Origin of the sequence: Mariniflexile gromovii, assembly GCF_017814435.1 — a bacterium.
In the GTDB taxonomy this organism is placed as follows: domain Bacteria; phylum Bacteroidota; class Bacteroidia; order Flavobacteriales; family Flavobacteriaceae; genus Mariniflexile; species Mariniflexile gromovii.
Genome location: NZ_JAGJCB010000006.1, coordinates 139,182 through 162,256, shown reverse-complemented (window position 1 = coordinate 162,256; position 23,075 = coordinate 139,182). Strand labels below are relative to the sequence as shown.

Sequence of the window (23,075 nt, the reverse complement as noted above, 5' to 3'; positions counted from 1 at the left end):
CGACCCTTGTGGTAACGCCCTAAAAATTGTTACTTTTGATTAACTTTATATGCTATGGACGATTTAAAAATTTCTAAGAAGAAACCTTCTTTCCCAATAAAAACTAAGTTACATGAGTATCTTACGGAGTATAATAGGAATATAAAAATTCCTATTTTTTATGATGATTTATTGCGTTTTCAAGGGTCTATCGTGGTTTATGATAAAGAGGATAATGATACCCTTTGGATTCGGGTGTATTATAATGAGTATGAACGTCAGGAAATTGAGTTGTCGTTGAAGAAGGTGTATACTATTTTGCATTCGGATGGAAATGAAAACACCCTTCCGTTTTTAAGTGTGGATGCGATTGATTATTGCACGTTTGGAAATTCGAAACCTTTTAGAATAAAAATAAGAAATATTTTAAATGATAATTATACCTATTTCTATATTAAAACTGCCGATGCGTCCAGGGTTTATGGTTTGGAATTGGAGCATATGCTTTCTCCCTATAATTTGAATTTTTTGGTTTATAAAGATACCTTGATTGAAGAGCATATTGCGGGTATACCGGGTGATGAGTTTATTAAAAACCATTTGCCAAAATGTGATAAATTAGAAAAATCGCAAATAGCCAAAGAGTTTGTAAAGTTTAATGAGCGCTGTATGATTCGGCTTTTGGGCGATATGCGTTCGTATAATTACGTGATTGTCCCGACGCACGATTTTGACCATGTGGTTTATAAAATAAGGGCCATTGATTTTGATCAACAATCATACGAAGGAAAGTTTAATGTGTACCGCCCTCAGTTTTTTAAAGAGAATTTAAAAATGGTTGAGTTGGTTTCTGAAACCTTCCAAAAGCTATCCATAGACCAATATAAAATTGAAGAACGTTCTATTTTAGTGAAACGTTTGAAAAGTTTTCATGGACGTATTGATGAGCTTATAGATTGTATGGTGGAAGATGTGATTTCGAATCCTGAAAATATAGATTTACTTAAGGGGAAAATATTTGATTATACGTTAGATGCTGAATTTATGAAATGTACCTCTATGGGACAGATACTGAAAAAATCGTTGGAATTTTTAACCCAGAACTATGAAAATATTAACCCCATTAATTTTAAATAAATTAGGGTTAATTCCAGTTTTCGTCAAAATCTAAGCCTTCGTAATCTTCAATATCTAAATCGTCTTCAAACTCGTCGAAATCATCAAAGTCGTCATCAACATCAAATAGTTTTTCTGGGGCTTCATCAGGTATTTGCCCATGCACAAACATGAGGTTTGGGTAATCTACACCTTTTGCTTCATCCACAATTTCGGCTAATTCAACAAAAAATGTCCACATACTTAAAAAGTCGTATACGTAAATAAGTCGTGTTTGCATTTCGTGAACCACATCGTTAATTACTGTTTCATTCATTAAACGCGCCGAAGCATCTTCACTTAAATCGAATAATGAAATTTCTTCACCTTGATCCCATTGGTTGTTGCTTACATAAAAGGAAGCCATTTCGGTACCATCAAACCCAAAAGATTGGGTGATGATATTGTGTAAATCTTCAAGAGTGTCGGTTTCACGAATTTCTAAATCGCGAAATACATCATCGTCAACATCGTTATCAAGTATAACTCTAAATCTGTAAATCATAACTAAAAAATATTTTGCAAATGTATGTTATTTTATGCTATTTAGTGAAACGATGTAAGGTAAAAGTCATGGCACTTAACAAGAAAAAAGCCCCTATTTGATGTGCAATACCTAACCATAACGGTACTTGTAAAATAATAGTAAATACACCCAAAATAAATTGGGCTATTACTAGAAAAACTAAAGCATTAACACCGTTTTTTTGTTGTAGCGTTAATTGGAATTTTTTTGATCTTCTCCAAATTAAGAATATAGAAAAGACCACCAAATAAGCAGTTGTTCGGTGTATAAATTGAATGCCACTTGGATTTTCAATCAGGTTTTTGTAAAATGGCTCTAAGGTGTAAGCTGTAAAATGGATAAATTGGCCTTCGTTCATCAAGGGCCAATGGTTGTGAAGTAGTCCTGCTTTTAAACCTGCCACAAATGCTCCGTAAATAATTTGAAAAATCAGCACGCCATAACTTACCATGATGATGTTTTTCATGGGTTTGTTGGCTGGTTTTTGGTTTGGGAACATGAGGTCTAAGGCTACCCATAGTGTGGCAGCAAATGTTAGGAATGCTGTTGTTAAATGGGCGGCGAGCCTAAAATGGCTTACATCGGGCATATCTACCAAGCCACTTTTTACCATGTACCAACCTAAAAACCCTTGAAACGCACCAAGCCCGAGAAGAACCAAGCATTTTAAAATGGTTTTTTTAGTTAGTTGTTTTCTTATTAAAAAGTATATGAACGGTATGATGAATACCAAACCTATTACCCTACCAATAACACGATGGAACCACTCCCAAAAATAAATGCTTTTAAAATCATCTAATTCAAAGTGATAGTTGAGTTTTTTGTATTCGGGATATTGTTTGTATAGGTCGAATGCTTCTTGCCATTCTTGTTCACCAATAGGTGGAATGGTGCCAGAAATCAGTTTGTAATTGGAGATTGATAAACCAGAATCGGTCAATCGTGTTATGCCACCAACAATGACCATAATGAATATCAGTAAGCAGCCTGTTAATAGCCAGTAGATGACTTTTTTGTTATCCTTTTTCATTTTTGTCAGGTCGAGCGCAGTCGAGACCTATTCCTTTTAATGTTTATAGCCTCTCGACTGCGCTCGAGGGGATAAATTTTTTATAGATCCTCTCAGTAGTGCGCGAGAGTGTTTTTTTAGTTTTGTTAATTGTTAATTGTTAATTGTTAATTGTTAATTGTTAATCCAAGTCGTTCACCTTCCTTCAACATCAATTTATAAGCGGCGTCATGTTCGTTAGGAATGATGCCTTCTAAAATGGCTTCTTTAATGGTCTCTTTAATGATGCCAATTTCTTTTGAAGGTTTTAAATTGAAGGTTTTCATAATTTCTTCACCCGAAATTGGAGGTTGGAAATTACGAACATGGTCACGTTCTTCTACTTCAATAATTTTTTCTCTAACAATTTTAAAGTTGTTATGGTATTTGTTGAATTTTTTAGGGTTTTTCGTGGTGATGTCTGCTTCACATAGCGTCATTAAATCGTCTACAAATTCACCGGCATCAAAAACCAATCTTCTAACAGCAGAATCTGTAACTTCATCGTTAGCCAATACAATAGGGCGCGAACTCATGAATACCATTTTCTGAACAAACTTCATTTTTTCATTCAAAGGCATTTTCAATCTTTTGAATAAACGGTATACCATTTTAGAACCTTCAAACTCATGCCCATGAAATGTCCAACCTACTTTTTTGCTAAATTTTTTTGTAGGCGCTTTTCCTATATCGTGCAATAATGCAGCCCAACGTAACCATAGATCATTGGTGTTTTGGGCAATGTTATCTACGACTTCTAGAGTATGGTAAAAATTGTCTTTATGGCGTTGACCATCTACTTCATCAATACCTTTTAAGGCTATAAGTTCGGGTAAAATGTATTGTAATAATCCTGTTTTTTCAAGTAAAAGAAAGCCAATTGAAGGAGTTTCACTTTCTAAAATTTTATTCAGTTCTACTACAATACGCTCGTTGGTGATGATTTTTATTCTTTCGGAATTTCTTGAAATGGCATCTAGAGAGCTTTTTTCTATGGTGAAATTCAGTTGTGTTGCAAATCTTATGGCGCGCATCATTCGCAATGGGTCATCGCTATAGGTGATATCGGGGTTTAACGGTGTACGGATGATTTTGTTTTCTAAATCTGCAATGCCGTTAAAAGGGTCTAGCAAGTTGCCGTAATTAGCCTCATTTAAGTCTAAAGCCAAGGCGTTTATGGTAAAATCTCTACGGTTTTGGTCGTCTTCCAAAGTGCCGTTTTCAACGGCAGGATTTCTACTATTTTCGGTGTATGATTCTTTTCTGGCACCAACAAATTCTACCTCAATATCATCGTAAAGAAGCATGGCGGTACCATAGGTTTTAAAAACCTGAACTTTTGGTTTGTTGGGCAGGTTTTTTGCCACTTGTTTGGCAAGTTTTATGCCATCGCCAATGGCAACCACATCAATATCTTTAGCTGTGCCACGTTTTAAAATAAAATCGCGTACAAAACCGCCAATAACGTAACTATCTACATTTAGTTCTTTGGCAGATTTTGATATTATTTTAAAAATGGGATGTTGTAAAGCTTGTTTGTAATTCATATTCTTACCGCAAATTCGCAAATTATTATTTCTTTGAATCTATAATGCGTTTGTATTCCAAGGAAATTGAGTTAAAATTGGCCAAAAGTGCTAATTTATAACCAGATATTTTTAAATAATTAAGACATTGGTTATAATGGTTAGCATTAAAGCACTCTACTGTTTTTATTTCTAAAATAATATTATTAAACACAACAAAATCAGCATAAAATTTGTGTTTTAAAAAAGTGTCTTTGTATTTAACTTTAAATTCTTTTTCTCTTTCAAAGGGAATATTGTTTCTATTGAATTCATATTCTAAAGCATCTTTATATACGATTTCAGAGAAACCTTTACCAAGATTTTTATGAACCTCAAAAAGAATACCAACTAATTGATAGTTTTCCTCTTTGAAAATGTAATCATCTTCCATTTATAATAAAAAATAATTTGCGAATTCGCGGTAATATTATTCCCGAATAATCTTCACAACACCATTATTACTTAACTTAATAATTGACGATGGTTTGTTGCAAATTTTTTCGTGGTGCAAATTTACAACATAGTCTACACCTTTTAAAACCTCTTGTTGTATTTCTTTAAACGAATTTGGGGTTGGGAACCCACTAATATTTGCCGATGTTGAAACAATGGCGCCATTTAGCTTTCTGCAAAGTTGAAAACAAAATTCATCATCTGGAATTCTAATGGCTATTGTGCCATCTTCGGCTACCAAATTTGAAGCTAAATTTTGTGCATCATCATAAATTATCGTTGTAGGTTTATCGGTAATATCTATAATGTTTAATGCAACTTCCGGCACGTTTTTTACGTATTTCTTCAGCATTCTATCATCAGCAACTAAACAAATTAAGGCTTTACTATCCTCCCGTTGTTTTAGGGCGTACACTTTTTTAACGGCTTCGGGGTTTGTGGCATCGCAACCAATACCCCAAACGGTATCGGTTGGATATAGAATAAGGCCACCATTTTTTAATATATCTAAGGCTTTTTTAATTTCGTTTTGCATTTTTAATGACGGTTTTATAGACATCAATATATTGTTTTGCAGCGTTTTCCCAAGTAAAACTGTTTGCTCTTTCAATATATTTGTTTTTATAAAATGAAGGGTTGTTGTTGTATGTTTTAAGACTTTCTAAAAGTGTGTGAGCCATTTTTTTTGGTTCTAGTTCGTTCCAATAGAATGCATGTTCACCTCCAATTTCTGGTAATGATGATGTATTGGCTAGCATAATGGGAATTCCAAATTTCATGGCTTCTATTATTGGTAATCCAAAACCTTCCCTTAGCGATGGATATACAAATGCTGTGCAGTTTTTTAAATAGAATTGTTTTTCTTTTTCTGAAATTCTTCCCGTTAAAAAAACCCTGTTTTGTAACGACAGACTTTCTATTTTCTCCAAAACCACGGCACCATATGGGCGATCGCTGTTTCCTGCAATAATTAAATTGAGTTCTGGCAAATGCTGTAACATTTCAACTAATAGGTGAAAATTTTTCCGTTCTAAAAAGTCACCCAATGCAAACAAATACGGCTGTTCCGTATTAATGTTTGTTGTAAAACCTGTTAGATCTATGAATTCACTGGTTGGGTTGCCATTATAAATAACATATTCTGGCATCCCCTCTGGGATTTTAAAGTGTTGATGGGTAGATTGTTTAGCAAATTCCGAAATGTAAGTAATAGCATGTGCTCTTTCTATTTTTTCTTTAAATAATATGTTTCGTTCATGGTCCATATTATTTGATATTTCTTCAATAAAATTAACATCATGTACGGTCAACACGTACGGAATTTTATTAAAAGGTTCTATTTTTGTGTTTTGGTTTACGGAATGCCATACGTCATATTTTTTTCTAACGCGGGTCATTTTATAGCGTCTTGCACCCAGATAAACTTTATATGTGAAATAAGTTCCAAATTTTCTTTTGATTAAATTTTCAAAACTGGTATGTATAGTGAATTTTAAATCTGGATCATTTATTTCTTTTATGGCTTTCAATAGTTGCATATTGAATTGACCAAAGCCCGAATATAAATTCTTTATGTTATGGGTTTCTAAAAAGACGTTGTGCATTTTTATTTTTTATGCAAAGTAACAAATTTGGGCTAATATAACTCGTGATAAAATAAAAAGTAATTGTAATATTGCTATATGAAACAGGCTGTAATTCATGATGATTTTAAAAATCAAACAAAACAATTAGACCATTTTATTGATAGGTTTGAGTTTGAAGGTGAAGATTTCGGTAACCAAGATAGAAACTCTTTAAAGTTGTTTAAATTGAACGGTTTAACTTTGAATGTAAAATCGTTTAGAATCCCCAATATAGTTAACCAAATTGCTTATAGATTTTTTAGAAAAAGCAAGGCACAACGCTCTTTTGAATATGCAAATAAGCTTAAGGCATTACATATTGGTACACCGCAGCCCATTGCTTTTTATGAGTTTAAAACGCCTTTTTTGTTCAAAAAAAGTTATTACATCAGTGAGCATTTAGATTATGATATAACTTATAGAGAACTAACAACAGATTTAAATTACCCAAACCACGAAGCTATTTTGAGAGCCTTTACAAGGTTTACTTATAAATTGCATGAACAGAATATTCATTTTTTAGACCATTCTCCGGGGAATACACTTATACAGTTGAATAATGGTGATTATAAATTTTATTTAGTGGATTTGAATAGAATGAATTTTGAACCTATGGATTTTGAAACCAAAATCAAGAATTTTTCAAGGTTGACCATTCATAAATCCATGGTAGAAGTAATGAGTGACGAATATGCTAAATGTTCAGGTGATGATTATGAAGCTGTTTTCAATCTTATGTGGCAATCTACTGAAGAATTCCAGGAAAAATTCCATAGAAAAAGACGTTTGAAAAAGAAGTTGAAATTTTGGAAATAAGCAAGTTAGTTTCTGCCTTTTCGTAATAGCCAAAGTTTTACATAGCGCATAAAAACTACATAGCCTTGAATGTAACCAATGGTTAACCCAACAACGCCATCTCTAAATCCGCTTTGTATTATATAATGCTTAAAGAACCCCCAAAATGGTTTTATGACAAAATGATAAGGAGTTAATTTTCCCGTTTTTTTGTCATAATCTTTAGCTTGCCAAGTGGCATAGCGGTTCATTTTTTCTATGTATTTATCAAATGTAATATACGTGTTGTGGTAGAGCTTGTTTTTTAGTTTTCCAACAGGGCCTTGGGCAATAATTTCTTCATGTACATGCTTATCTTCATATTTACAAAAATCTCTTTTAAATAATCGGATTACCGAATCGTTTCTCCAACCACTATAATTTACGGTTTCTCCCATAAAATGATTAAGCCGACCAATCCAATAAGCCACCATGCCTTCTTTGGGATTTTCAAGGATTTCTAAAATTTCATTTTTAAGCTCGGGAGTAACACGCTCATCGGCATCTACCAATAAAATCCATTCATGTTTTGCCTGTGGAATGGCCCAATTTTTTTGGGAAGCAGGGTATTGAAACGCTCTCCTAATTACAGTAGCACCAAGTTCTATTGCTTTTTCATACGTACCGTCTGTACTGAAACTGTCTACCACTAAAATTTCATCAGCAAAACTTACTGAGGCCATAACATTTTCAATATTATGAATTTCGTTTCCAGTAGGTATAATAGCTGTAAGCTTGGTCATTTATTGGTTCTTATTATAAAAATGCAAAGCTAATTTAAGAAAGTCTTAAGCTTATCAGTAAAAAATGCGGGTTTAAATATTTTGTAAAGCTCTAAAGATTCATTTTTCATTTCTTTTTCTGCTTTATTGGCATATAGTTCAGGTTTATAATCCTTTAAATGCACATTTATATGATGGTTACTTTCAAAAGTTCCCCATGTAGCTGTATCAATCCATGGAGAAAAAATAGCAAAGGTATTTATATTCAATGCTTTAGCCATATTGATGGCACCTCCTTCATTTCCAATTACAGCAGTGCAATGTGAAGTAATGGCTAAAAATTCGCGCAAACTTTTACCAAAAACATCAAATTTTATGTGTTTTTTAGTTTCTGGTTTGCATAAATTAAAAACAGTTTCAGCTTCTGTTAATTGATTAGGGATGTAGTTGAATAATATAGACCCTTTTGTTTGGTTTGCAATAGTGTCAATTACTTCTGCCATGTATTCAAAAGGATATGTTTTCCTAAGGCCACTACCCAATACACTTACCATATATATAGGTTTGTTTAAATGTATATTATTCTTTTCTAAGAAGGTTTTAGCGTTTGTAATTTCTTCTTCTTTAAGATAGATTTTTGGTTGAGCGGTTGCTATTTTAATGCCTAGAGGCTCTAATAATAGCAATCGGTTTTCTATTGCTAATCCAGCTTTGGTTGAAGCTGTTTTATGGCGTTTTACATTATGAGTATAAATTGATGTGGTGTAAAACTTGTGATAAGAGATTTTTGTTTTTGCTCCAGAAAAAAGCGTGATGATGTTGCTTGATAATTTGGAGTATACATCTATAACAACATCAAATTTTTCCTTTCTTATGGATTTAGCAAGTTTAAAAAGTTCTTTTTTACTTGACTCAGCTTCTTTGGTAAAGTAAATAAATTTATCAATAAAAGGATTGTTATCAACAACAGAAAATGTGTGGGTGTTTATCAAGTAATGCAATTCGGCGTTTGGAATTTCATCCTTTATAACCTTAAACAAAATGCTTGATGTTAAAACATCACCAATCATTTTCTGTTGTATAACAAGTATTTTCAATTTTAAAATTGATTAAACTGCTACATCGTTATCACGAAGTGCGTTGTTTAAAGAGGTTTTCTTATCGGTGCTTTCTTTACGTTTTCCAATAATTAAGGCACATGGTACTTGGTATTCACCGGCAGCAAACTTTTTAGTATAACTTCCAGGTATTACTACCGAACGCGCAGGTACGCGACCTTTCATTTCAATAGGGATATCACCCGTTACGTCAATAATTTTGGTACTCATAGTTAAAACTACGTTTGCGCCTAAAACAGCTTCGGTTTCAACATGCACACCTTCAACCACAATACATCTAGAACCTACAAAAACGTTATCTTCAATAATAACTGGAGCAGCTTGTAATGGTTCTAATACACCACCAATACCAACACCACCAGATAAATGCACGTTTTTGCCAATTTGAGCACAACTTCCAACAGTAGCCCACGTATCAACCATAGTGCCTTCATCTACATAAGCCCCAATATTAACATAACTAGGCATTAAAATAGTACCTGGAGATAAATAAGAACCTTGTCTTGCAGAAGCACCTGGAACCACACGAACACCTTGTTCTTTGTAATTGGTTTTTAAAGGCATTTTATCGTGATATTCAAAAATACCTGCTTCTAAAGTTTCCATTTTTTGAATAGGGAAGTACAAAACAACGGCTTTTTTTACCCATTCGTTTACTTGCCATCCACCATCAATAGGCTCTGCAACTCTTAACTTTCCTTTATCTAACAGCTCGATGACTTCTCTAATAGCTGATGTTGTTTTTTCTTCTTTTAAAAGATCTCTGTTATCCCAAGCTTGTTCTATGGTTTGTCTTAATTCGGTCATTTTTGTATTTTATTTTTTGGCAAATATAATACCTATCTAATAAAAAACGGGAATGAAACACTTAATAATACGAATTTTAAAGGATGTAAATAGTGTCGTTTAACGGTATCTTTTAATCAGTCAGGTATTAGTTTGTTCTTTCAAATTCAAAAATATTCCGATTAAATACAATTTTAAAGTTTTTGGTCTTTTGAATCGTGCATTTTATCTATTAAACGGTGAAAATTTGCAATTCCACTACTAAACGAAAATACCAGCGTGTATATCTAATTTATTGTGTGTGAGCATTGTTGTGCCTATATATTTGTCTCATCAAACAACAAGAACAGATGAAAACAAATTTCTACATATTAATAATCTTCTTACTAGCATTCTCTTTTGGTAACGCACAAAATACTACTGAAACTGTAAATGTTGAGATTAATAATACTGTTTCTGTTTCTGAAGATAGCAAACAAGTAACTGTTGAAAACGCAACAACTACTACAAGTGAAAACGAAGCTATTTTAATTGATGCTTCAGATTTAAAAGAATCTATTGCACGTAGCAGTGATATTAGACTTTACTTTAATCGCTTAAGAAATGTTGATAATTTAAACTTGTTATTTCCTAAAATTAACAAACCGTTTAAAGCGTAAACCAAACAAGAGTTCATATTCAAATATTACATAAGGTTAAATTATTTAAAAGGCTTTCTCCAAAAAGAGAGCCTTTTTTATTTTTTACGCTATTTTTGCACAAAGATTTATATATGGCACGCATTTTAGCAATTGATTATGGTATGAAACGCACTGGAATTGCGGTAACCGATGCGTTACAAATTATTGCGTCTGCACTTACCACGGTTAACACCAATGAGTTGCTTACGTTTTTAAACGATTATACAACTAAAGAACCTGTTGAGTTATTTATAGTTGGCGAGCCTAAACAGATGGATAATACAGCCTCTGAAAGTGAAGCGTTAATTGTGCCGTTTTTAAAGAAGTTGGAAGCGCAGTTTCCAAATATACCTATTCAACGTGTTGATGAACGTTTTACATCTAAAATGGCATTTCAATCTATGATTGATGGTGGATTGAAAAAAAATCAACGAAAAAATAAAGCATTGGTTGATGAAATTAGCGCTACACTTATATTACAAAGCTATTTATACTCAAAATAGTTGATTCTTAAAAAAAGAATAAATTTTCCATTATTACATTTAATAAATTAGAAGTATTGTATTTTTGCAGTCAATAACAGAAATTTCAACCATGATTTTACCCATTGTAGCCTATGGCGACCCTGTTTTGAAAAAAGTAGGCGTTGATATAGATAAAGATTATCCAAACCTAGATACATTACTAGATAATATGTTTGAAACCATGTATAATGCTAGTGGTGTTGGTTTAGCTGCACCTCAAATAGGTTTGGCCATTCGACTATTTATAGTAGATACCACACCGTTTTCGGATGATGAAGATTTAACCGATGAAGAACAAAAAGCTTTAAATGGATTTAAACGTGTTTTTATAAATGCTACCATTTTAAAAGAAGAAGGTGATGAGTGGGCGTTTAACGAAGGGTGTTTAAGCATTCCAGATGTTCGTGAAGATGTTTTTAGAAAACCAAAAGTGACCATTGAATACCTTGATGAAAATTTTGAGTTGCATACCGAAGTTTTTGATGGCTTAATTGCTAGGGTTATTCAGCATGAATACGACCATATTGAAGGTGTGTTGTTTACCGATAAATTATCTAGTTTAAAAAAACGTTTGATAAAAGGAAGGCTTGGCAACATATCAAAAGGAAAGATAGATGTGGATTACCGCATGCGTTTTCCAGACCAAAAAAAGAAACGATAATATTTGCAAGACATCAATAAACAGTTGATATTTGCCCTTTTCAAAAAAATAATTTATGAGTTTAGAAAAAGTTATAGCTATAACAGGAAAACCAGGTTTATATAAATTGGTAGCCCAAACCCGTGGTGGTTTTGTGGCAGAATCGTTAATTGATAAAAAAAGATTATCTGTTAATATTCAGCAAAATGTAAGTGTTTTAAGTGAAATAGCTATTTATACTTTAACGGAAGAAGTGCCTTTGAAAGAAGTGTTTAAAAACATTAAGAAAAAGGAAAACGGCGGAGCAACTTCAGTAAAAGCTAAAGACAGTAAAGACAAACTAGAAGAGTACTTCTTTGAAGTTTTACCGGATTACGATGAAGACCGTGTGTATGCTAGCGATATTAAAAAGGTAATTCAATGGTATAACTTATTGTTAGAACACAATATGTTAGATTTAGAAGATGATTCTGATTCTAAGCCCAAAAAGGCAAAAAAAGCAGCAGTTAAAGACGAAGAAGAATAGAAACCTTTTTTGTTTTGTTAGATATAAGGCATAATTTCGACATAGAAATTGTGCCTTTTTTAATTGAAATATATGAACATAACAAAGCCCAAATTAAAGAATATTGTTTTTTTTATTCTAGTAGCAGTTTTAATCATTCCGCAAACAAGAAAACCAATTCAAGTGTTATTGCATAAAGCTGTTGCGTTAGTAAAACCAGTGAGCGTAAACAACGAAAAACTCACTAAAATCACCAATTATAATTGGAAACTAACAGATAAAGACAATTCGATTTTTGATTTTGAAGATACCAAAGGAAAGGTCGTTTTAATCAATTTTTGGGCAACTTGGTGTCCGCCTTGTATTGCTGAAATGCCCAGTATGCAAGCACTTTACAACGATTATGGTGATGAAGTTCAATTTCTTTTTGTTACAACCGATGGGTATAGTGAGATAGATCCGTTTTTAGCTAAAAACAACTATACGTTTAAAGTGTACAGACCAGTTACCGACTATCCAGAATTCTTCAATATAACCACCATTCCAAGAACGTTTTTAATAGACAAAGAAGGAAACGTTATTATAGACGAAAGTGGTGCCGCAAATTGGAATAGCCATAAAGTAAGAAGCACCATTGATAATTTATTAAAATAATTAAAACCCATTGTGTTTTTATCAGAATTCATTTTTCATTAATTTTAAAAACATTAAAAATTCAGATACAATGAAAATGGTAGTTTTAGATGGGTATACCTTAAACCCTGGCGATTTAACATGGGAAAGCCTCAAGCAATTTGGCGATTTAAAAGTTTTTGATCGTACCGATTTCTATCCAAAAAAAGTGATCGAAGTCATTGGTGATGCCGAAGTTATATTTACGAATAAAGTACCCATTCCAAAAGAAGTGCTTACCCAAGCTTCCAATCTTAAATATATAGGTGTGTTGGCAACGGGCTATAATGTTGTGGACGTTGAAGCTGCACTTGATTTGAATATAGTGGTAACCAATGTGCCAAACTACGGAACAGCTGCCGTAGCACAGTTTACCATGGGTTTGTTGTTGGAAATGTGCCATCACATAGGCGATCACAATAAAGCGGTTAAAGATGGGGAATGGACAAAATCATTAGATTTTTGCTTTTGGAATACGCCATTGATTGAACTGGCAGGGAAAAATTTAGGCATTATAGGTTTTGGACGTATTGGGCAGGCAACGGCTAAAATTGCGCAGGCGTTTGGGTTGAATATTTTGGCGTATAATAGAAGTAAAGATATCTCATTGGAAACGGATACCTGTCGATATGTTGAATTGGAGGAACTTTTTGAAAAATCAGATATTATAAGTTTACATTGTCCGTTGTTTGAAAGTACTGAAGGCATTATCAATAAACTGAATATTGCCAAAATGAAAGATGGCGTTATGATAATTAATACTGCAAGAGGCGGTTTAATTGTGGAGGAGGATTTAAAAGAAGCACTTAATTCGGGTAAAGTAGCAGGTGCCGCCGTTGATGTGATTTCATCGGAACCTATTCAGGAAAATAACCCACTATTAAAAGCAAAAAATTGTATTATAACACCGCATATTGCTTGGGCTCCAAAAGAATCGCGGGCACGTTTATTACAAATTGTAGTTGATAATCTAAAAGCGTATTTAAGTGGAAACCCTGAAAATGTAATAAACGCTTAATTAGACTTTGGTTTTTCTATAGATTGTATAATGAAAAGATTCAAAAGAATAAGTGTGAAAGCATAAACAGCATCTTCAATAGGAATTGTAAATAATCGAATATTGAGGTTTTCAGCATTATTATACCAAACCACTTCATTTTCAATAAAACTTCCTGTTAAAATACCATTCACTATAAAAAAAGGAATCAGCATGACTAAAAATGTTAGTAAATAAGATTGAAGAAGTTCTGGCTTTTTGTTAACCACTATAAGTGTCAATATAGTTGCCAAAGTAAAGTTTACAAACGTGTACCATTTGTCGTAATTATATATGGATATAATAAAAAAACAAAGAATCAAAGTATAGCTAATTAGTTTAGTTATACTTCTTGATAATTTTAAATTTGGGAAGTAATGCAATAGCGCGTAATGTGTGAATACACAAGCATACGGAATACATATAAAAAACAACCATTCTTCAATAGGTAAATTAAATAGTTTTGCGCCTAAATAATAATTGGGGTTAAAGCCCCAAATTCCGTGTATAGTAAAGAATACATCCCAAGGAATAAAAATGAGCATACTAACTAAAATGCCAATGCCTAAAGATTTCCAATATTTATAGAATTTTAGTTTTGGATGAAAACTAAAAATAAAAGGAACAGATAACGAGCCTAAATTTAAAAGTAGGTACAAATAGGTCATTTGTTATTTTTGAAATATTTAAATGGCACAAACAGCATTCCAAAGCATTCACCATCTTCTTTTCCTAAATGTTTATGGTGCATTTTATGAGCGCGCCTAACACCTTTTGCATACCAATTATTGGCATTTCTAAATAATTTGAAACGTTGATGTATGAAAATATCGTGCACTAAAAAATAAGACAATCCGTATGCAAAAATGCCAATACCAATGGGTAGGCCGGCCCAAAATATATCGTATTTCCAAAGTAAAAAGCAGCCAATACTAACTACGGCGTAAAAAACAAAAAAAGCATCGTTACGTTCAAACCAACTATCGTGGTCTTTTTTATGGTGGTCTTTGTGTAAACTCCATAAAAAACCGTGCATGACGTATTTATGGGTAAACCACGCCATAAATTCCATAAAGCAATAAGTTGCTATAAAAATGAGTATAAATAGTGCCGTTTGCATGCTATAAATTTACATTAAATTTAATTGATACTTTACGTAACTACGCATCAATAATTCTACTTTTTTAGGGTTTGAAACACGTATTCTGGCATTTCTAATTTGTAACGCAGGTGTTCTTTTTAGTTTTTTTAAGAGTTGTTTATAATACCTATAAGCCATAAAAACACCAAATTTTGCTTCAATAGGTAGCTTTTTAATACCACTTAAACCTTTCTCAAAATCTTGTTCAATATCATCAATAATTTTTTGTTTTGAGTTTTCGTTGAGTTGGCTTAAATCCACATTGGGGAAGTAGCTTCTGTTCAGTTCATCAAAATCTGCCTTTAAATCCCTTAAAAAGTTTACTTTTTGAAAAGCAGAACCCAATGCCATAGCGGTTTCCTTTAATTCATTGTATTTGTCGTTGTCGCCCTTTACAAATACTTTCAGGCACATAAGTCCTACCACATCTGCAGATCCATAAATGTAATTTTTGTATTCTTCATCAGTTAAATAGGTGGTTTTATGTAAATCCATCTGCATGCTTTTCATAAATGCATCAACTAAACTCTTATCAAGATTGTATTTGTGATACGTGTATTGAAAAGAATTTAAAATAGGATTTAAGCTTATTTTATCTTTTAAGGCATGTTCTAAATCTTCAGAAAATCTATGGAATAATTCTTCTTTGTTGTAGTCGTGAAAAGAGTCTACAATTTCATCTGCAAACCTTACAAATCCATAAATATTATAAATGTCATGCCGTATGGATTTGTAAAGCATTTTAGTAGCTAATGAAAACGAAGTGCTATATGTTTTAGTTACAATTTTACTGCAATTGTAAGACACTGTGTCGAATAATGCTTTCATAGGGTGTGATGTTTTAATATTAAATCGGCTACTAATTTTCCCGAAATTAAAGAAGGCGGAACTCCAGGTCCTGGAACTGTTAATTGTCCTGTAAAATATAAACCTTTAACTTTTTTACTTTTTAACTTGGGTCTTAAAAAGGCGGTTTGTGTTAGCGTATTAGCCATACCGTAGGCATTTCCTTTGTAGGAATTATAGTCTTTCACAAAATCATTTATGCAAAAGCTTTCCTTAAATATAACATGTTTTTTTATATTTTGGGAGGTTACATTTTCAAAACGGTCTATAATTTTGTTAAAATAGCTTTCTCGTAACTCGGGAGTATCTTCCAAACCGGGAGCAAGCGGTATTAAAAAAATACCAGCCTCTTTGCCTTCTGGTGCGGTACTATCATCTGTTTTACTAGGGAAACTTGCGTAAAACAATGGGTTTTCAGGCCATTTTGGGTTGTCGTAAATGGCTTCGGCATGTATATCAAAATCTACATCAAAAAATAAGGTATGGTGATTTACATTAATCAGTTTTTTATCAAAACCTACATAAAAAAGTAGGGAAGAAGGTGCAAAGGTTTTTTTGCTCCAATAAGCTTCGGTGTATTGTCTATACGGTTGGTCTAGTAAAGTTTCGGTGTGATGGTAATCGGCACCGCTTACTATAATATCACTTTTATATGTGGTTTCTTTTGTAATGATCCCTACAGCTTTACCATTATCTACGATAATTTTATCAATTGGGTTTTCTGTTTTTATGGTTACACCAAGTTCCTTTGCAAGTTGTTCCATGGCTAAAATAACTTGGTACATGCCTTTTTTGGGGTGAAAGGTGCCAAGACCAAAATCGGCATAATTCATAAAACTATAAAATGACGGTGTGTCGCTTGGTTTTGCACCTAAAAAAAGCACCGGAAACTCTAGGATTTTTACTAACCTTTCATTTTTAAACTCTCTTCTAACATCTTTTTTTATGGTGCTAAAAAACTGATTTAGTTTAGTCATGGTTTTAGGGGTGACCAATTCTAAAGGCGAAACACCAGGGTTGTAAACTAAATCTTTGATGGCAATATCGTAATTGCTTTTGGCTTTTTTAATAAAGGTGTCTAGTTTTTTAGAACTACCAGTTTCTTCATTTTCAAAAGCTGTTTTTATTTTTTCTAACGTGTCTTCAATAGTTATAAAATCGTTTTTTCCAAAGTACACACTATATGCTGGATTCAATTTTTCCAATGAATAATAATCGGAAGGTTTTTTATTGAAATCAGAAAAAAAGCGTTCAAAAACATCGGGCATCCAATACCAAGTTGGTCCAATGTCAAAAGTAAAACCTTCTCTTTTTAATTGTCTGGCACGACCGCCAATGGTTTTGTTTTTTTCAAGTATGCTAACCTTGTATCCTGCTTTAGCTAAGTAGCATGAAGCGGATAAGGATGAGAAACCTGAACCTATTATAAGTATATGTTTATTCATATTGTTTAACAAATATAGTTTAAAGTTAAACAATATTAAGTATATTTATAAATCTTTAACTAAATTTTCTATTGATTTATAGATGGATATGCTTTTTGGAAGCTTATTGTTGCTGTAATTTGATAGTTTCTGTCCTAATAAAATCAATGTAGCGTTACTGTTTTCTAAAAGTAAATTATTGAATTCATTAAGATAAGTGGTGAGTTTTTCTTCTTCAGGATAAATGGTGAAATAAGAAATAAACGAAATATCCTTGAAAAAGTTAAATAAATCTTTCAAATTGTCCATTGGAACACTTTCACCAAGAAACACGGTGTGGTAACCTTTACTTTTTAATTGGTAATTTATAAAAAGTAGGCCAATGTCGTGTATCTCGTGTTCTGGTAAAAACAAAACAAAAGTTTTGGTGTTGGGTTTGGGAGTTAAGTTTTGTGTGTTTTCAATATTTAAAAGAATTTTTTGCTTAATAAGTACCGATATGAAGTGTTCGTGTGCAGGGGTGATGGTGTTGGTTTGCCATAAAACCCCAATATGGTCTAGTAAAGGTAGGAACACGGTGTAGAAAATCTCGCTGAATGTTTTGCTTTCAAGCAAACTGTTGTACGTATTATTAAAAAGTGTTTGGTTAAAGTTGAACATGGCCAGTTTAAAAGTGTTCACTGCATGGTCTTCAGCTTTGCCAATAGATGCTATTTCCTTAACTTTTTCGGGAATATCTTTATCTTTAAGCTCAGCAATTTTTGAAATTTTTAAACCATTGTTGTTTAAATATGTAATATTGAGCAGTTTTTGCAAGCTTTCAATACTATAGGTTCTAATATTGGTATCAGTTCTATTCGGGGTGAGTAAATTATAGCGTTTTTCCCAAATTCTTATGGTGTGCGCTTTAATTCCGGTAAGATTTTCAAGATCTTTAATGCTGAAGTTAACCTTAATATTGTTCATCAATAATTGTTTATGGTTAAACAAAAGTATGTGAATCCATTGATTAAATCAATTTTAGAAGGAAATTTTTAATTGATTTTATGAAGAAAAGTGCGCACGAGAAGACTCGAACTTCCACATTCTAAGCGAACACCAGCCCCTCAAGCTGGCGCGTCTACCAATTCCGCCACGTGCGCCTTAATACATTTTACAGGGCATCAAAGCTAATCATTTTTATATGAAAGCCAAAAGTGTTTTTTGTATAAAAAAATATGTTTTGATTGGAATATGGAATAATTATAAAAAATGGTTTACAGTATAAATATGTGTTAATCAACAATGTGCTATTTGTGTCCTTGCCTTTGTTTTTTTTTAATAGAATTACTTAATTTAGTTCCTTATTTTTACAAAGTGTAATTTTAACTTATCATTTATTTTTTATTGCTATTTGATAAATATAATTTCAAAAGAAAAATCACCTTTCCATAATTTAATTTTAAATTTATTATCATTGTATATTCTCAAAAAAAAAAGCTAGGAATGAACAAGAATTTATGTCTTATTATTTTAAGTTTTTGCTGTAATTTTATTTTCGGACAGTACACTAATCTTAAGTTCGAAAACCTAAGCACAGACAAGGGATTGTCTAGTAGTACCTGTTTGGAAGTGTTTCAAGACAGTCAAGGCTATTTGTGGTTTGGTACTATTGATGGTTTAAATAAATATAATGGTTACGAGTTTGAAATTTTTAGGCCTATCATTAAAGATTCAACTTCCATTAGCAATAATAGAATAAATGTCATTCAAGAAGATAAGCAAGGTAACCTTTGGATAGGAACAAATAATGGCTTGAATTTTTATAATAGAAACACAAACATATTTAAGCACATACCTTTATATAAACAACCTCTTAGGTCCTTCAATCCTAAAAAGATTATAAATGCCCTGCTCTACAATAAGGAGAAGAACCAATTATGGGTAGGAACAAGCAGTGGTTTGGTGAAGCTATCATTACATGATGATACTAGTAACATTAATGATTTAAACCCTGTGCATTATGCTATTAAATATAAAGACGTTACTAGTTTAGATAACAATAATGTAAATGTAATTGCAAAAGATAAAGATGGTTTTATTTGGGTAGGAACCAATGGTCAACATTTAAATAAATATAATCCAGAAACAGATGATTTTAAAAGAGTTTTAATTAAAAGTAAAACACCTTACGAGTTAAATCATATACCAAAACGCTTTTTTATTGATTCTGATAATGATTTTTGGATAGGTAATGATACTTCAAATTTTATCTTATGGGAAAAGAAAACAAACACTTTCAAACAAATTTCATTAACAAAAGAAAGTGTTCCGTTTTATGAATTTTATCAAGATGCTTCAGGAATTATATGGATTGTTACCGATGGCGCTGGTGTTTTTCTTTACAATAAAAAAAATGGAGAAACACAACATTTAGAACACAATCCATTTGACCCTTTTTCATTACCTGGGAATCAAATATCTGATGTGATTCAAGATAAAGACGGGATTTTTTGGTTTGGTACTTATGATGAGGGAATTTGTAAATTAGACATAACAAAATCAAACTTCGGGCATTATTATTATAAAAAAGGAACCGAAAATGGTTTAAATGATAAAAAGGTACAATCTGTACTTCAAGATTCTAAGGGACGCATTTGGATAGGTGCTTACAACGGTGGTTTGAATTTGTTTAATGAAAAGGATAAAACGTTTAAATCATTTAGCTATAACCCGAATGACCCAAAATCTTTAAGCTCCAATAGAATGATGTATACTTTTGAAGATAAAGATGGCGATATTTGGGTATGTACCTTAGATGGTGGATTAAATAAATTTAATCCAGAAACATATATAAGTAAAAGATATTTACACAACGAATTTGATGATTCTACCATTGGTCAAAATTCGGTTTGGACAGGTGTAGAAGATAAAAAAGGTAGAGTTTGGTTAGGACTTAGAGATGAAGGGTTGGATTTACTGGATACAAAAAACAATAAGTTTCATCATTACAAAATAGGAAATAGTAATACAGAAGGGTTGCTAAGTAATTTCGTTTTTTCACTATTTATTGATTCAAAAGAAAGGTTGCTAGTTGGAACTACTTTAGGGTTAAATTATATCAATCTTAATGAGTTGAAGAGTGAATTCCCTAGCGAAATTCAATTTAATGATATTAATATTGAAGGTATTGCAGGAAACCGAATAAACTACATTGAAGAAGATCATTTACATAACATTTGGTTAGGGACCGATATTGGTATTTATAAATTAGACTCCAATCTAAACTTACTAAAATCTTATTTCACACAAGATGGATTGCCCAATAATTTAATTACAGCGTTAAAAGAAGATGCTTTTCATAATTTTTGGATAACTACCCGAAGTGGCTTGTCGTTTTTAAACCCTAAAACCAATCAATTTAAAAACTTCAACACACACGATGGTTTACAAGGAATGGAATACCAAAGTAAATCGATAGAAAGAACAAAAGATGGTCGTATTTTAATTGGTGGTATTAATGGTTTTAATATTTTTAACCCTAAAGATATTACTATTACTTCTTCAGCAAAACTTACCCCAACCATATCCGGGTTAAAAATAAACGACAAGTATGTTAAAGTTGGTGAAAAAATAAATAGTGGTTATACTTTAACAAAATCACTTTCAGAAGCAGACGATATTATATTAAAGTATAATCAGTCCAATTTATCATTTGATTTTATAGCACTTCATTACCAAAATCAAGAGCAAGTTAAGTATGCTTATAAAATGGAGGGCGTTAATGACGAGTACGTTGTTGCTGGAACTAATAGGACAATTAATTACTCTACTTTACAACCAGGATCCTATACTTTTAACGTAAAAGCTTCGGTTGATGGTGATTGGGATTCGGCCCCAGTATCATCAGTTAAAATAACAATCAATTCACCACCTTGGAAAACTTGGGGTGCCTACGCCCTTTATATAATAGTTGCGGGAGTGTTATTATGGTTTTTACAAAAGTATTATACCGAAAGTGTAAATAGTGAAAAAGAACGTGAGTTTGACCAGATGAAACTGGAATTTTTCATTAATGTGTCCCATGAATTTAGAACGCCCCTAACTTTAATTTTAAATCCATTAGATAAGTTGTTAACGGGCTATAATGATGGTGAAATTGTAAGAACATCAGCATTGTCTATTCAACGAAGTGCAAGACGCTTGTTGTATCTGGTAAATCAGTTGTTGGATTATAGAAAAATGGAAGTAGGTATGGCACCGCTTCAGGTTCAAAAAGGAGACATTATCAAGTTTAGTCATGATATTTATGCTCTTTTTAAAGAAGTTGTCTCCAAAAAAGGGATCGATTATAGTTTTTCATCCACTTCCGAGCAATTGTTTACCTTTTTCGATTTTGATAAAATGGAAAAGATACTTACCAATTTAATTTCAAATGCTGTTAAATTCACAGAAAGTGGCGGAGAAATAAAAGTATCGGTAAATAAGTTTACAGAGAAAAACAGAAATTTAAATTTTTTAAAGCAGGATAGAAAAAAATTAGAATCCTACATTGAAATAGTTGTGGAAGATACAGGTATAGGTCTTGATAAAGAGCAACTTAAAAAAATATTTTCCCGTTTTTATAATGTAGACCCCAACAAAACAGGAACCGGAATTGGTTTAAATTATACCAGAGGGTTGGTAGAGATACATGGAGGCGAAATTTTTGTGGAAAGCCAGTATAATAAGGGCAGTAAATTTGTGGTTAGAATCCCATTTAATAAAACAGCAGAGTCTAGTGTTGTAGACAATGTAAAGGATGAATTTTTAATAAACTCCATGAAATCTGCAGAGTATGATATGCTAATATCCGATGCTACCCAGATGTACGAGGATAAAGAAGATATATCTGGGAAAGGTGATTTGCCAAAGTTGTTAATTGTAGAAGACAATAAAGAACTTAGAGAGCATTTAAGAAATGAACTAAAAGGGCGTTATAATATTATTGAAGCTGTTAATGGTGAAGAAGGTCTGGAAAAAGTTTTAAAACATTACCCGGAAATTGTTGTTAGTGATGTGATGATGCCCAAAATGGATGGTTTTGAATTATGTAAAAAAATAAAATCAGAATTTGAAACCTGCCACATACCAGTAATATTATTAACAGCACGAGCTTTGGAAGAGGATCGGATTGAAGGTTATAAAACAGGGGCTGATGGGTATTTAGGTAAGCCATTTAATGTGAATGTTTTAAAAGCTCGAATTGCTAATTTGTTGGAATCGAAGCGAATTATTAGAGAGAAATTTTCAAAATTAGGAGCTGTTATAAGTTCAAATGAAGTAACAAGTAATTCTATAGATGAAGCATTTCTTGAAAAAACAACCAAAGTTATTTTGGATAACATTAGTGATATTGATTTTAAATTAGAGCATTTACTAAAAGATATAGGTATTGGTAGATCTCAGTTTTACAGAAAAATACAATCTATTACAGGGCAAAATCCAAGTAATTTTATACGTACTATCCGTTTAAAATATGCTTCAGAATTATTGCTTAAAGGCGGATATACCATAAAAGAAGTTACGCACATGTCTGGGTTTAATTCAGCTGCTTATTTCGGTAAAACGTTCCGGGAATTGTATAATATGACGCCTAGCGAGTACTTAGAACAAAACAAGAAAGAAGAATCATAATTAATCAATAAACCTTAATTTAGGTAGAAATTATAACATAAATGGGTGTTGATTTACCTGATTTGATTCATATTTTATAGTATTTCCAACATAGAGTTTTTATACTTGTAGTTATAACTTAACTTTGAAAAATACTTA

Annotated in this window: 23 protein-coding genes and 1 tRNA gene; 9 read left to right on the top strand and 15 right to left on the bottom strand. The window is 32.3% G+C overall.

Annotated features, from left to right (window positions below; all coding sequences use genetic code 11):
• Positions 1–54 precede the first annotated feature (54 nt).
• Positions 55–1,116 (top strand): hypothetical protein, encoded by a 1,062-nt coding sequence (locus J8H85_RS08690; protein WP_209654628.1) that lies wholly within the window; start codon positions 55–57, stop codon positions 1,114–1,116.
• Positions 1,117–1,123: 7 nt separating this feature from the next.
• On the opposite strand, the gene J8H85_RS08685 is transcribed toward J8H85_RS08690, so the two are convergent.
• The 6 genes from J8H85_RS08685 to J8H85_RS08660 all read right to left on the bottom strand — a co-directional run bounded on the left by J8H85_RS08685 (position 1,124) and on the right by J8H85_RS08660 (position 6,333).
• Positions 1,124–1,639 (bottom strand): IS1096 element passenger TnpR family protein, encoded by a 516-nt coding sequence (locus J8H85_RS08685; protein WP_209654626.1) that lies wholly within the window; start codon positions 1,637–1,639, stop codon positions 1,124–1,126.
• A gap of 37 nt (positions 1,640–1,676) precedes the next feature.
• Entirely contained in the window at positions 1,677–2,690 is a 1,014-nt protein-coding gene (locus J8H85_RS08680; protein ID WP_209654624.1) for a COX15/CtaA family protein, read from the bottom strand.
• Positions 2,691–2,836: 146 nt separating this feature from the next.
• Positions 2,837–4,255: a CCA tRNA nucleotidyltransferase gene (locus J8H85_RS08675; RefSeq protein WP_209654622.1), complete on the bottom strand. Its 1,419-nt coding sequence runs from the start codon at positions 4,253–4,255 to the stop codon at positions 2,837–2,839.
• 25 nt (positions 4,256–4,280) lie between these two features.
• Positions 4,281–4,667, bottom strand: coding sequence for a GxxExxY protein (locus tag J8H85_RS08670; protein WP_209654620.1), 387 nt, complete (start codon positions 4,665–4,667; stop codon positions 4,281–4,283).
• A 36-nt stretch (positions 4,668–4,703) separates the two neighbouring features.
• Positions 4,704–5,264, bottom strand: a complete 561-nt coding sequence (locus J8H85_RS08665; RefSeq protein WP_209654618.1) for an L-threonylcarbamoyladenylate synthase — start codon at positions 5,262–5,264, stop codon at positions 4,704–4,706.
• Positions 5,248–6,333: a glycosyltransferase family 4 protein gene (locus J8H85_RS08660; RefSeq protein ID WP_209654616.1), complete on the bottom strand. Its 1,086-nt coding sequence runs from the start codon at positions 6,331–6,333 to the stop codon at positions 5,248–5,250. The genes J8H85_RS08665 and J8H85_RS08660 overlap by 17 nt, the downstream gene beginning before the upstream one ends.
• Positions 6,334–6,411: 78 nt before the next feature.
• On the opposite strand from J8H85_RS08660, the gene J8H85_RS08655 reads away from it, so the two are divergent.
• Positions 6,412–7,170 carry a lipopolysaccharide kinase InaA family protein gene (locus J8H85_RS08655; protein ID WP_209654614.1) on the top strand — a complete coding sequence of 253 codons (759 nt, stop codon included), beginning with the start codon at positions 6,412–6,414 and terminating at the stop codon, positions 7,168–7,170.
• A 5-nt stretch (positions 7,171–7,175) separates the two neighbouring features.
• Here the strand turns inward: J8H85_RS08655 and J8H85_RS08650 are convergent, their stop codons facing one another.
• The 3 genes from J8H85_RS08650 to J8H85_RS08640 are packed head-to-tail and all read right to left on the bottom strand — an operon-like array spanning position 7,176 to position 9,835.
• On the bottom strand, positions 7,176–7,931 hold the full coding sequence (locus tag J8H85_RS08650; protein WP_209654612.1) for a glycosyltransferase family 2 protein: 756 nt from the start codon (positions 7,929–7,931) through the stop codon (positions 7,176–7,178).
• A 29-nt stretch (positions 7,932–7,960) separates the two neighbouring features.
• Complete coding sequence (locus J8H85_RS08645; RefSeq protein ID WP_209654610.1) at positions 7,961–9,007, bottom strand: glycosyltransferase family 9 protein; 1,047 nt, start codon at positions 9,005–9,007, stop codon at positions 7,961–7,963.
• Positions 9,008–9,019: 12 nt separating this feature from the next.
• On the bottom strand, positions 9,020–9,835 hold the full coding sequence (locus J8H85_RS08640) for a 2,3,4,5-tetrahydropyridine-2,6-dicarboxylate N-succinyltransferase (protein WP_209654608.1): 816 nt from the start codon (positions 9,833–9,835) through the stop codon (positions 9,020–9,022).
• Positions 9,836–10,164: 329 nt separating this feature from the next.
• On the opposite strand from J8H85_RS08640, the gene J8H85_RS08635 reads away from it, so the two are divergent.
• The 6 genes from J8H85_RS08635 (at position 10,165) to J8H85_RS08610 (ending at position 13,853) form a co-directional block, all read left to right on the top strand.
• On the top strand, positions 10,165–10,473 hold the full coding sequence (locus J8H85_RS08635) for a hypothetical protein (RefSeq protein WP_209654606.1): 309 nt from the start codon (positions 10,165–10,167) through the stop codon (positions 10,471–10,473).
• Between the two features lie 113 nt (positions 10,474–10,586).
• Positions 10,587–10,997: a Holliday junction resolvase RuvX gene (gene ruvX / locus J8H85_RS08630; RefSeq protein ID WP_209654604.1), complete on the top strand. Its 411-nt coding sequence runs from the start codon at positions 10,587–10,589 to the stop codon at positions 10,995–10,997.
• Positions 10,998–11,088: 91 nt separating this feature from the next.
• Positions 11,089–11,679, top strand: a complete 591-nt coding sequence (gene def, locus J8H85_RS08625; protein WP_209654725.1) for a peptide deformylase — start codon at positions 11,089–11,091, stop codon at positions 11,677–11,679.
• Between the two features lie 55 nt (positions 11,680–11,734).
• Positions 11,735–12,184, top strand: coding sequence for a DUF5606 family protein (locus J8H85_RS08620; RefSeq protein WP_209654602.1), 450 nt, complete (start codon positions 11,735–11,737; stop codon positions 12,182–12,184).
• Positions 12,185–12,256: 72 nt separating this feature from the next.
• Complete coding sequence (locus J8H85_RS08615) at positions 12,257–12,817, top strand: TlpA family protein disulfide reductase (protein WP_209654600.1); 561 nt, start codon at positions 12,257–12,259, stop codon at positions 12,815–12,817.
• A 70-nt stretch (positions 12,818–12,887) separates the two neighbouring features.
• Entirely contained in the window at positions 12,888–13,853 is a 966-nt protein-coding gene (locus J8H85_RS08610; protein ID WP_209654598.1) for a D-2-hydroxyacid dehydrogenase, read from the top strand.
• On the opposite strand, the gene J8H85_RS08605 is transcribed toward J8H85_RS08610, so the two are convergent.
• From J8H85_RS08605 to J8H85_RS08580, 6 genes are all read right to left on the bottom strand, one after another.
• Positions 13,850–14,539, bottom strand: coding sequence for a lycopene cyclase domain-containing protein (locus J8H85_RS08605; protein WP_209654596.1), 690 nt, complete (start codon positions 14,537–14,539; stop codon positions 13,850–13,852). The genes J8H85_RS08610 and J8H85_RS08605 overlap by 4 nt on opposite strands.
• Complete coding sequence (locus tag J8H85_RS08600) at positions 14,536–14,991, bottom strand: sterol desaturase family protein (RefSeq protein WP_209654594.1); 456 nt, start codon at positions 14,989–14,991, stop codon at positions 14,536–14,538. Before J8H85_RS08600 ends, J8H85_RS08605 begins: the two co-directional genes overlap by 4 nt.
• Positions 14,992–15,000: 9 nt before the next feature.
• A complete protein-coding gene (locus J8H85_RS08595; protein ID WP_209654592.1) occupies positions 15,001–15,840 on the bottom strand; it encodes a phytoene/squalene synthase family protein in 840 nt (279 codons plus the stop codon).
• Positions 15,837–17,303, bottom strand: a complete 1,467-nt coding sequence (locus J8H85_RS08590) for a phytoene desaturase family protein (RefSeq protein WP_209654590.1) — start codon at positions 17,301–17,303, stop codon at positions 15,837–15,839. Before J8H85_RS08590 ends, J8H85_RS08595 begins: the two co-directional genes overlap by 4 nt.
• Positions 17,304–17,348: 45 nt before the next feature.
• Positions 17,349–18,248 carry a MerR family transcriptional regulator gene (locus tag J8H85_RS08585; RefSeq protein ID WP_209654589.1) on the bottom strand — a complete coding sequence of 300 codons (900 nt, stop codon included), beginning with the start codon at positions 18,246–18,248 and terminating at the stop codon, positions 17,349–17,351.
• A gap of 91 nt (positions 18,249–18,339) precedes the next feature.
• A tRNA-Leu gene (locus J8H85_RS08580) sits at positions 18,340–18,424 on the bottom strand.
• Between the two features lie 343 nt (positions 18,425–18,767).
• Here J8H85_RS08580 and J8H85_RS08575 point away from each other — a divergent pair.
• Positions 18,768–22,937, top strand: a complete 4,170-nt coding sequence (locus tag J8H85_RS08575; protein WP_209654587.1) for a hybrid sensor histidine kinase/response regulator transcription factor — start codon at positions 18,768–18,770, stop codon at positions 22,935–22,937.
• Positions 22,938–23,075: the final 138 nt, after the last annotated feature.

Excerpts from the sequence above, each read along its gene's own strand:
- J8H85_RS08620 (WP_209654602.1), top strand. The coding sequence starts at position 11,735 with ATGAGTTTAGAAAAAGTTATAGCTATAACAGGAAAACCAGGTTTATAT.
- J8H85_RS08665 (WP_209654618.1), bottom strand. The coding sequence starts at position 5,264 with ATGCAAAACGAAATTAAAAAAGCCTTAGATATATTAAAAAATGGTGGC.
- J8H85_RS08635 (WP_209654606.1), top strand. The coding sequence starts at position 10,165 with ATGAAAACAAATTTCTACATATTAATAATCTTCTTACTAGCATTCTCT.
- J8H85_RS08610 (WP_209654598.1), top strand. The coding sequence starts at position 12,888 with ATGAAAATGGTAGTTTTAGATGGGTATACCTTAAACCCTGGCGATTTA.
- J8H85_RS08685 (WP_209654626.1), bottom strand. The coding sequence starts at position 1,639 with ATGATTTACAGATTTAGAGTTATACTTGATAACGATGTTGACGATGAT.
- def (WP_209654725.1), top strand. The coding sequence starts at position 11,089 with ATGATTTTACCCATTGTAGCCTATGGCGACCCTGTTTTGAAAAAAGTA.
- J8H85_RS08660 (WP_209654616.1), bottom strand. The coding sequence starts at position 6,333 with ATGCACAACGTCTTTTTAGAAACCCATAACATAAAGAATTTATATTCG.
- J8H85_RS08615 (WP_209654600.1), top strand. The coding sequence starts at position 12,257 with ATGAACATAACAAAGCCCAAATTAAAGAATATTGTTTTTTTTATTCTA.
- J8H85_RS08595 (WP_209654592.1), bottom strand. The coding sequence starts at position 15,840 with ATGAAAGCATTATTCGACACAGTGTCTTACAATTGCAGTAAAATTGTA.
- J8H85_RS08640 (WP_209654608.1), bottom strand. The coding sequence starts at position 9,835 with ATGACCGAATTAAGACAAACCATAGAACAAGCTTGGGATAACAGAGAT.
- J8H85_RS08605 (WP_209654596.1), bottom strand. The coding sequence starts at position 14,539 with ATGACCTATTTGTACCTACTTTTAAATTTAGGCTCGTTATCTGTTCCT.
- J8H85_RS08680 (WP_209654624.1), bottom strand. The coding sequence starts at position 2,690 with ATGAAAAAGGATAACAAAAAAGTCATCTACTGGCTATTAACAGGCTGC.
- J8H85_RS08600 (WP_209654594.1), bottom strand. The coding sequence starts at position 14,991 with ATGCAAACGGCACTATTTATACTCATTTTTATAGCAACTTATTGCTTT.
- J8H85_RS08585 (WP_209654589.1), bottom strand. The coding sequence starts at position 18,248 with ATGAACAATATTAAGGTTAACTTCAGCATTAAAGATCTTGAAAATCTT.
- J8H85_RS08575 (WP_209654587.1), top strand. The coding sequence starts at position 18,768 with ATGAACAAGAATTTATGTCTTATTATTTTAAGTTTTTGCTGTAATTTT.
- J8H85_RS08590 (WP_209654590.1), bottom strand. The coding sequence starts at position 17,303 with ATGAATAAACATATACTTATAATAGGTTCAGGTTTCTCATCCTTATCC.
- J8H85_RS08690 (WP_209654628.1), top strand. The coding sequence starts at position 55 with ATGGACGATTTAAAAATTTCTAAGAAGAAACCTTCTTTCCCAATAAAA.
- J8H85_RS08655 (WP_209654614.1), top strand. The coding sequence starts at position 6,412 with ATGAAACAGGCTGTAATTCATGATGATTTTAAAAATCAAACAAAACAA.
- ruvX (WP_209654604.1), top strand. The coding sequence starts at position 10,587 with ATGGCACGCATTTTAGCAATTGATTATGGTATGAAACGCACTGGAATT.
- J8H85_RS08675 (WP_209654622.1), bottom strand. The coding sequence starts at position 4,255 with ATGAATTACAAACAAGCTTTACAACATCCCATTTTTAAAATAATATCA.
- J8H85_RS08670 (WP_209654620.1), bottom strand. The coding sequence starts at position 4,667 with ATGGAAGATGATTACATTTTCAAAGAGGAAAACTATCAATTAGTTGGT.
- J8H85_RS08650 (WP_209654612.1), bottom strand. The coding sequence starts at position 7,931 with ATGACCAAGCTTACAGCTATTATACCTACTGGAAACGAAATTCATAAT.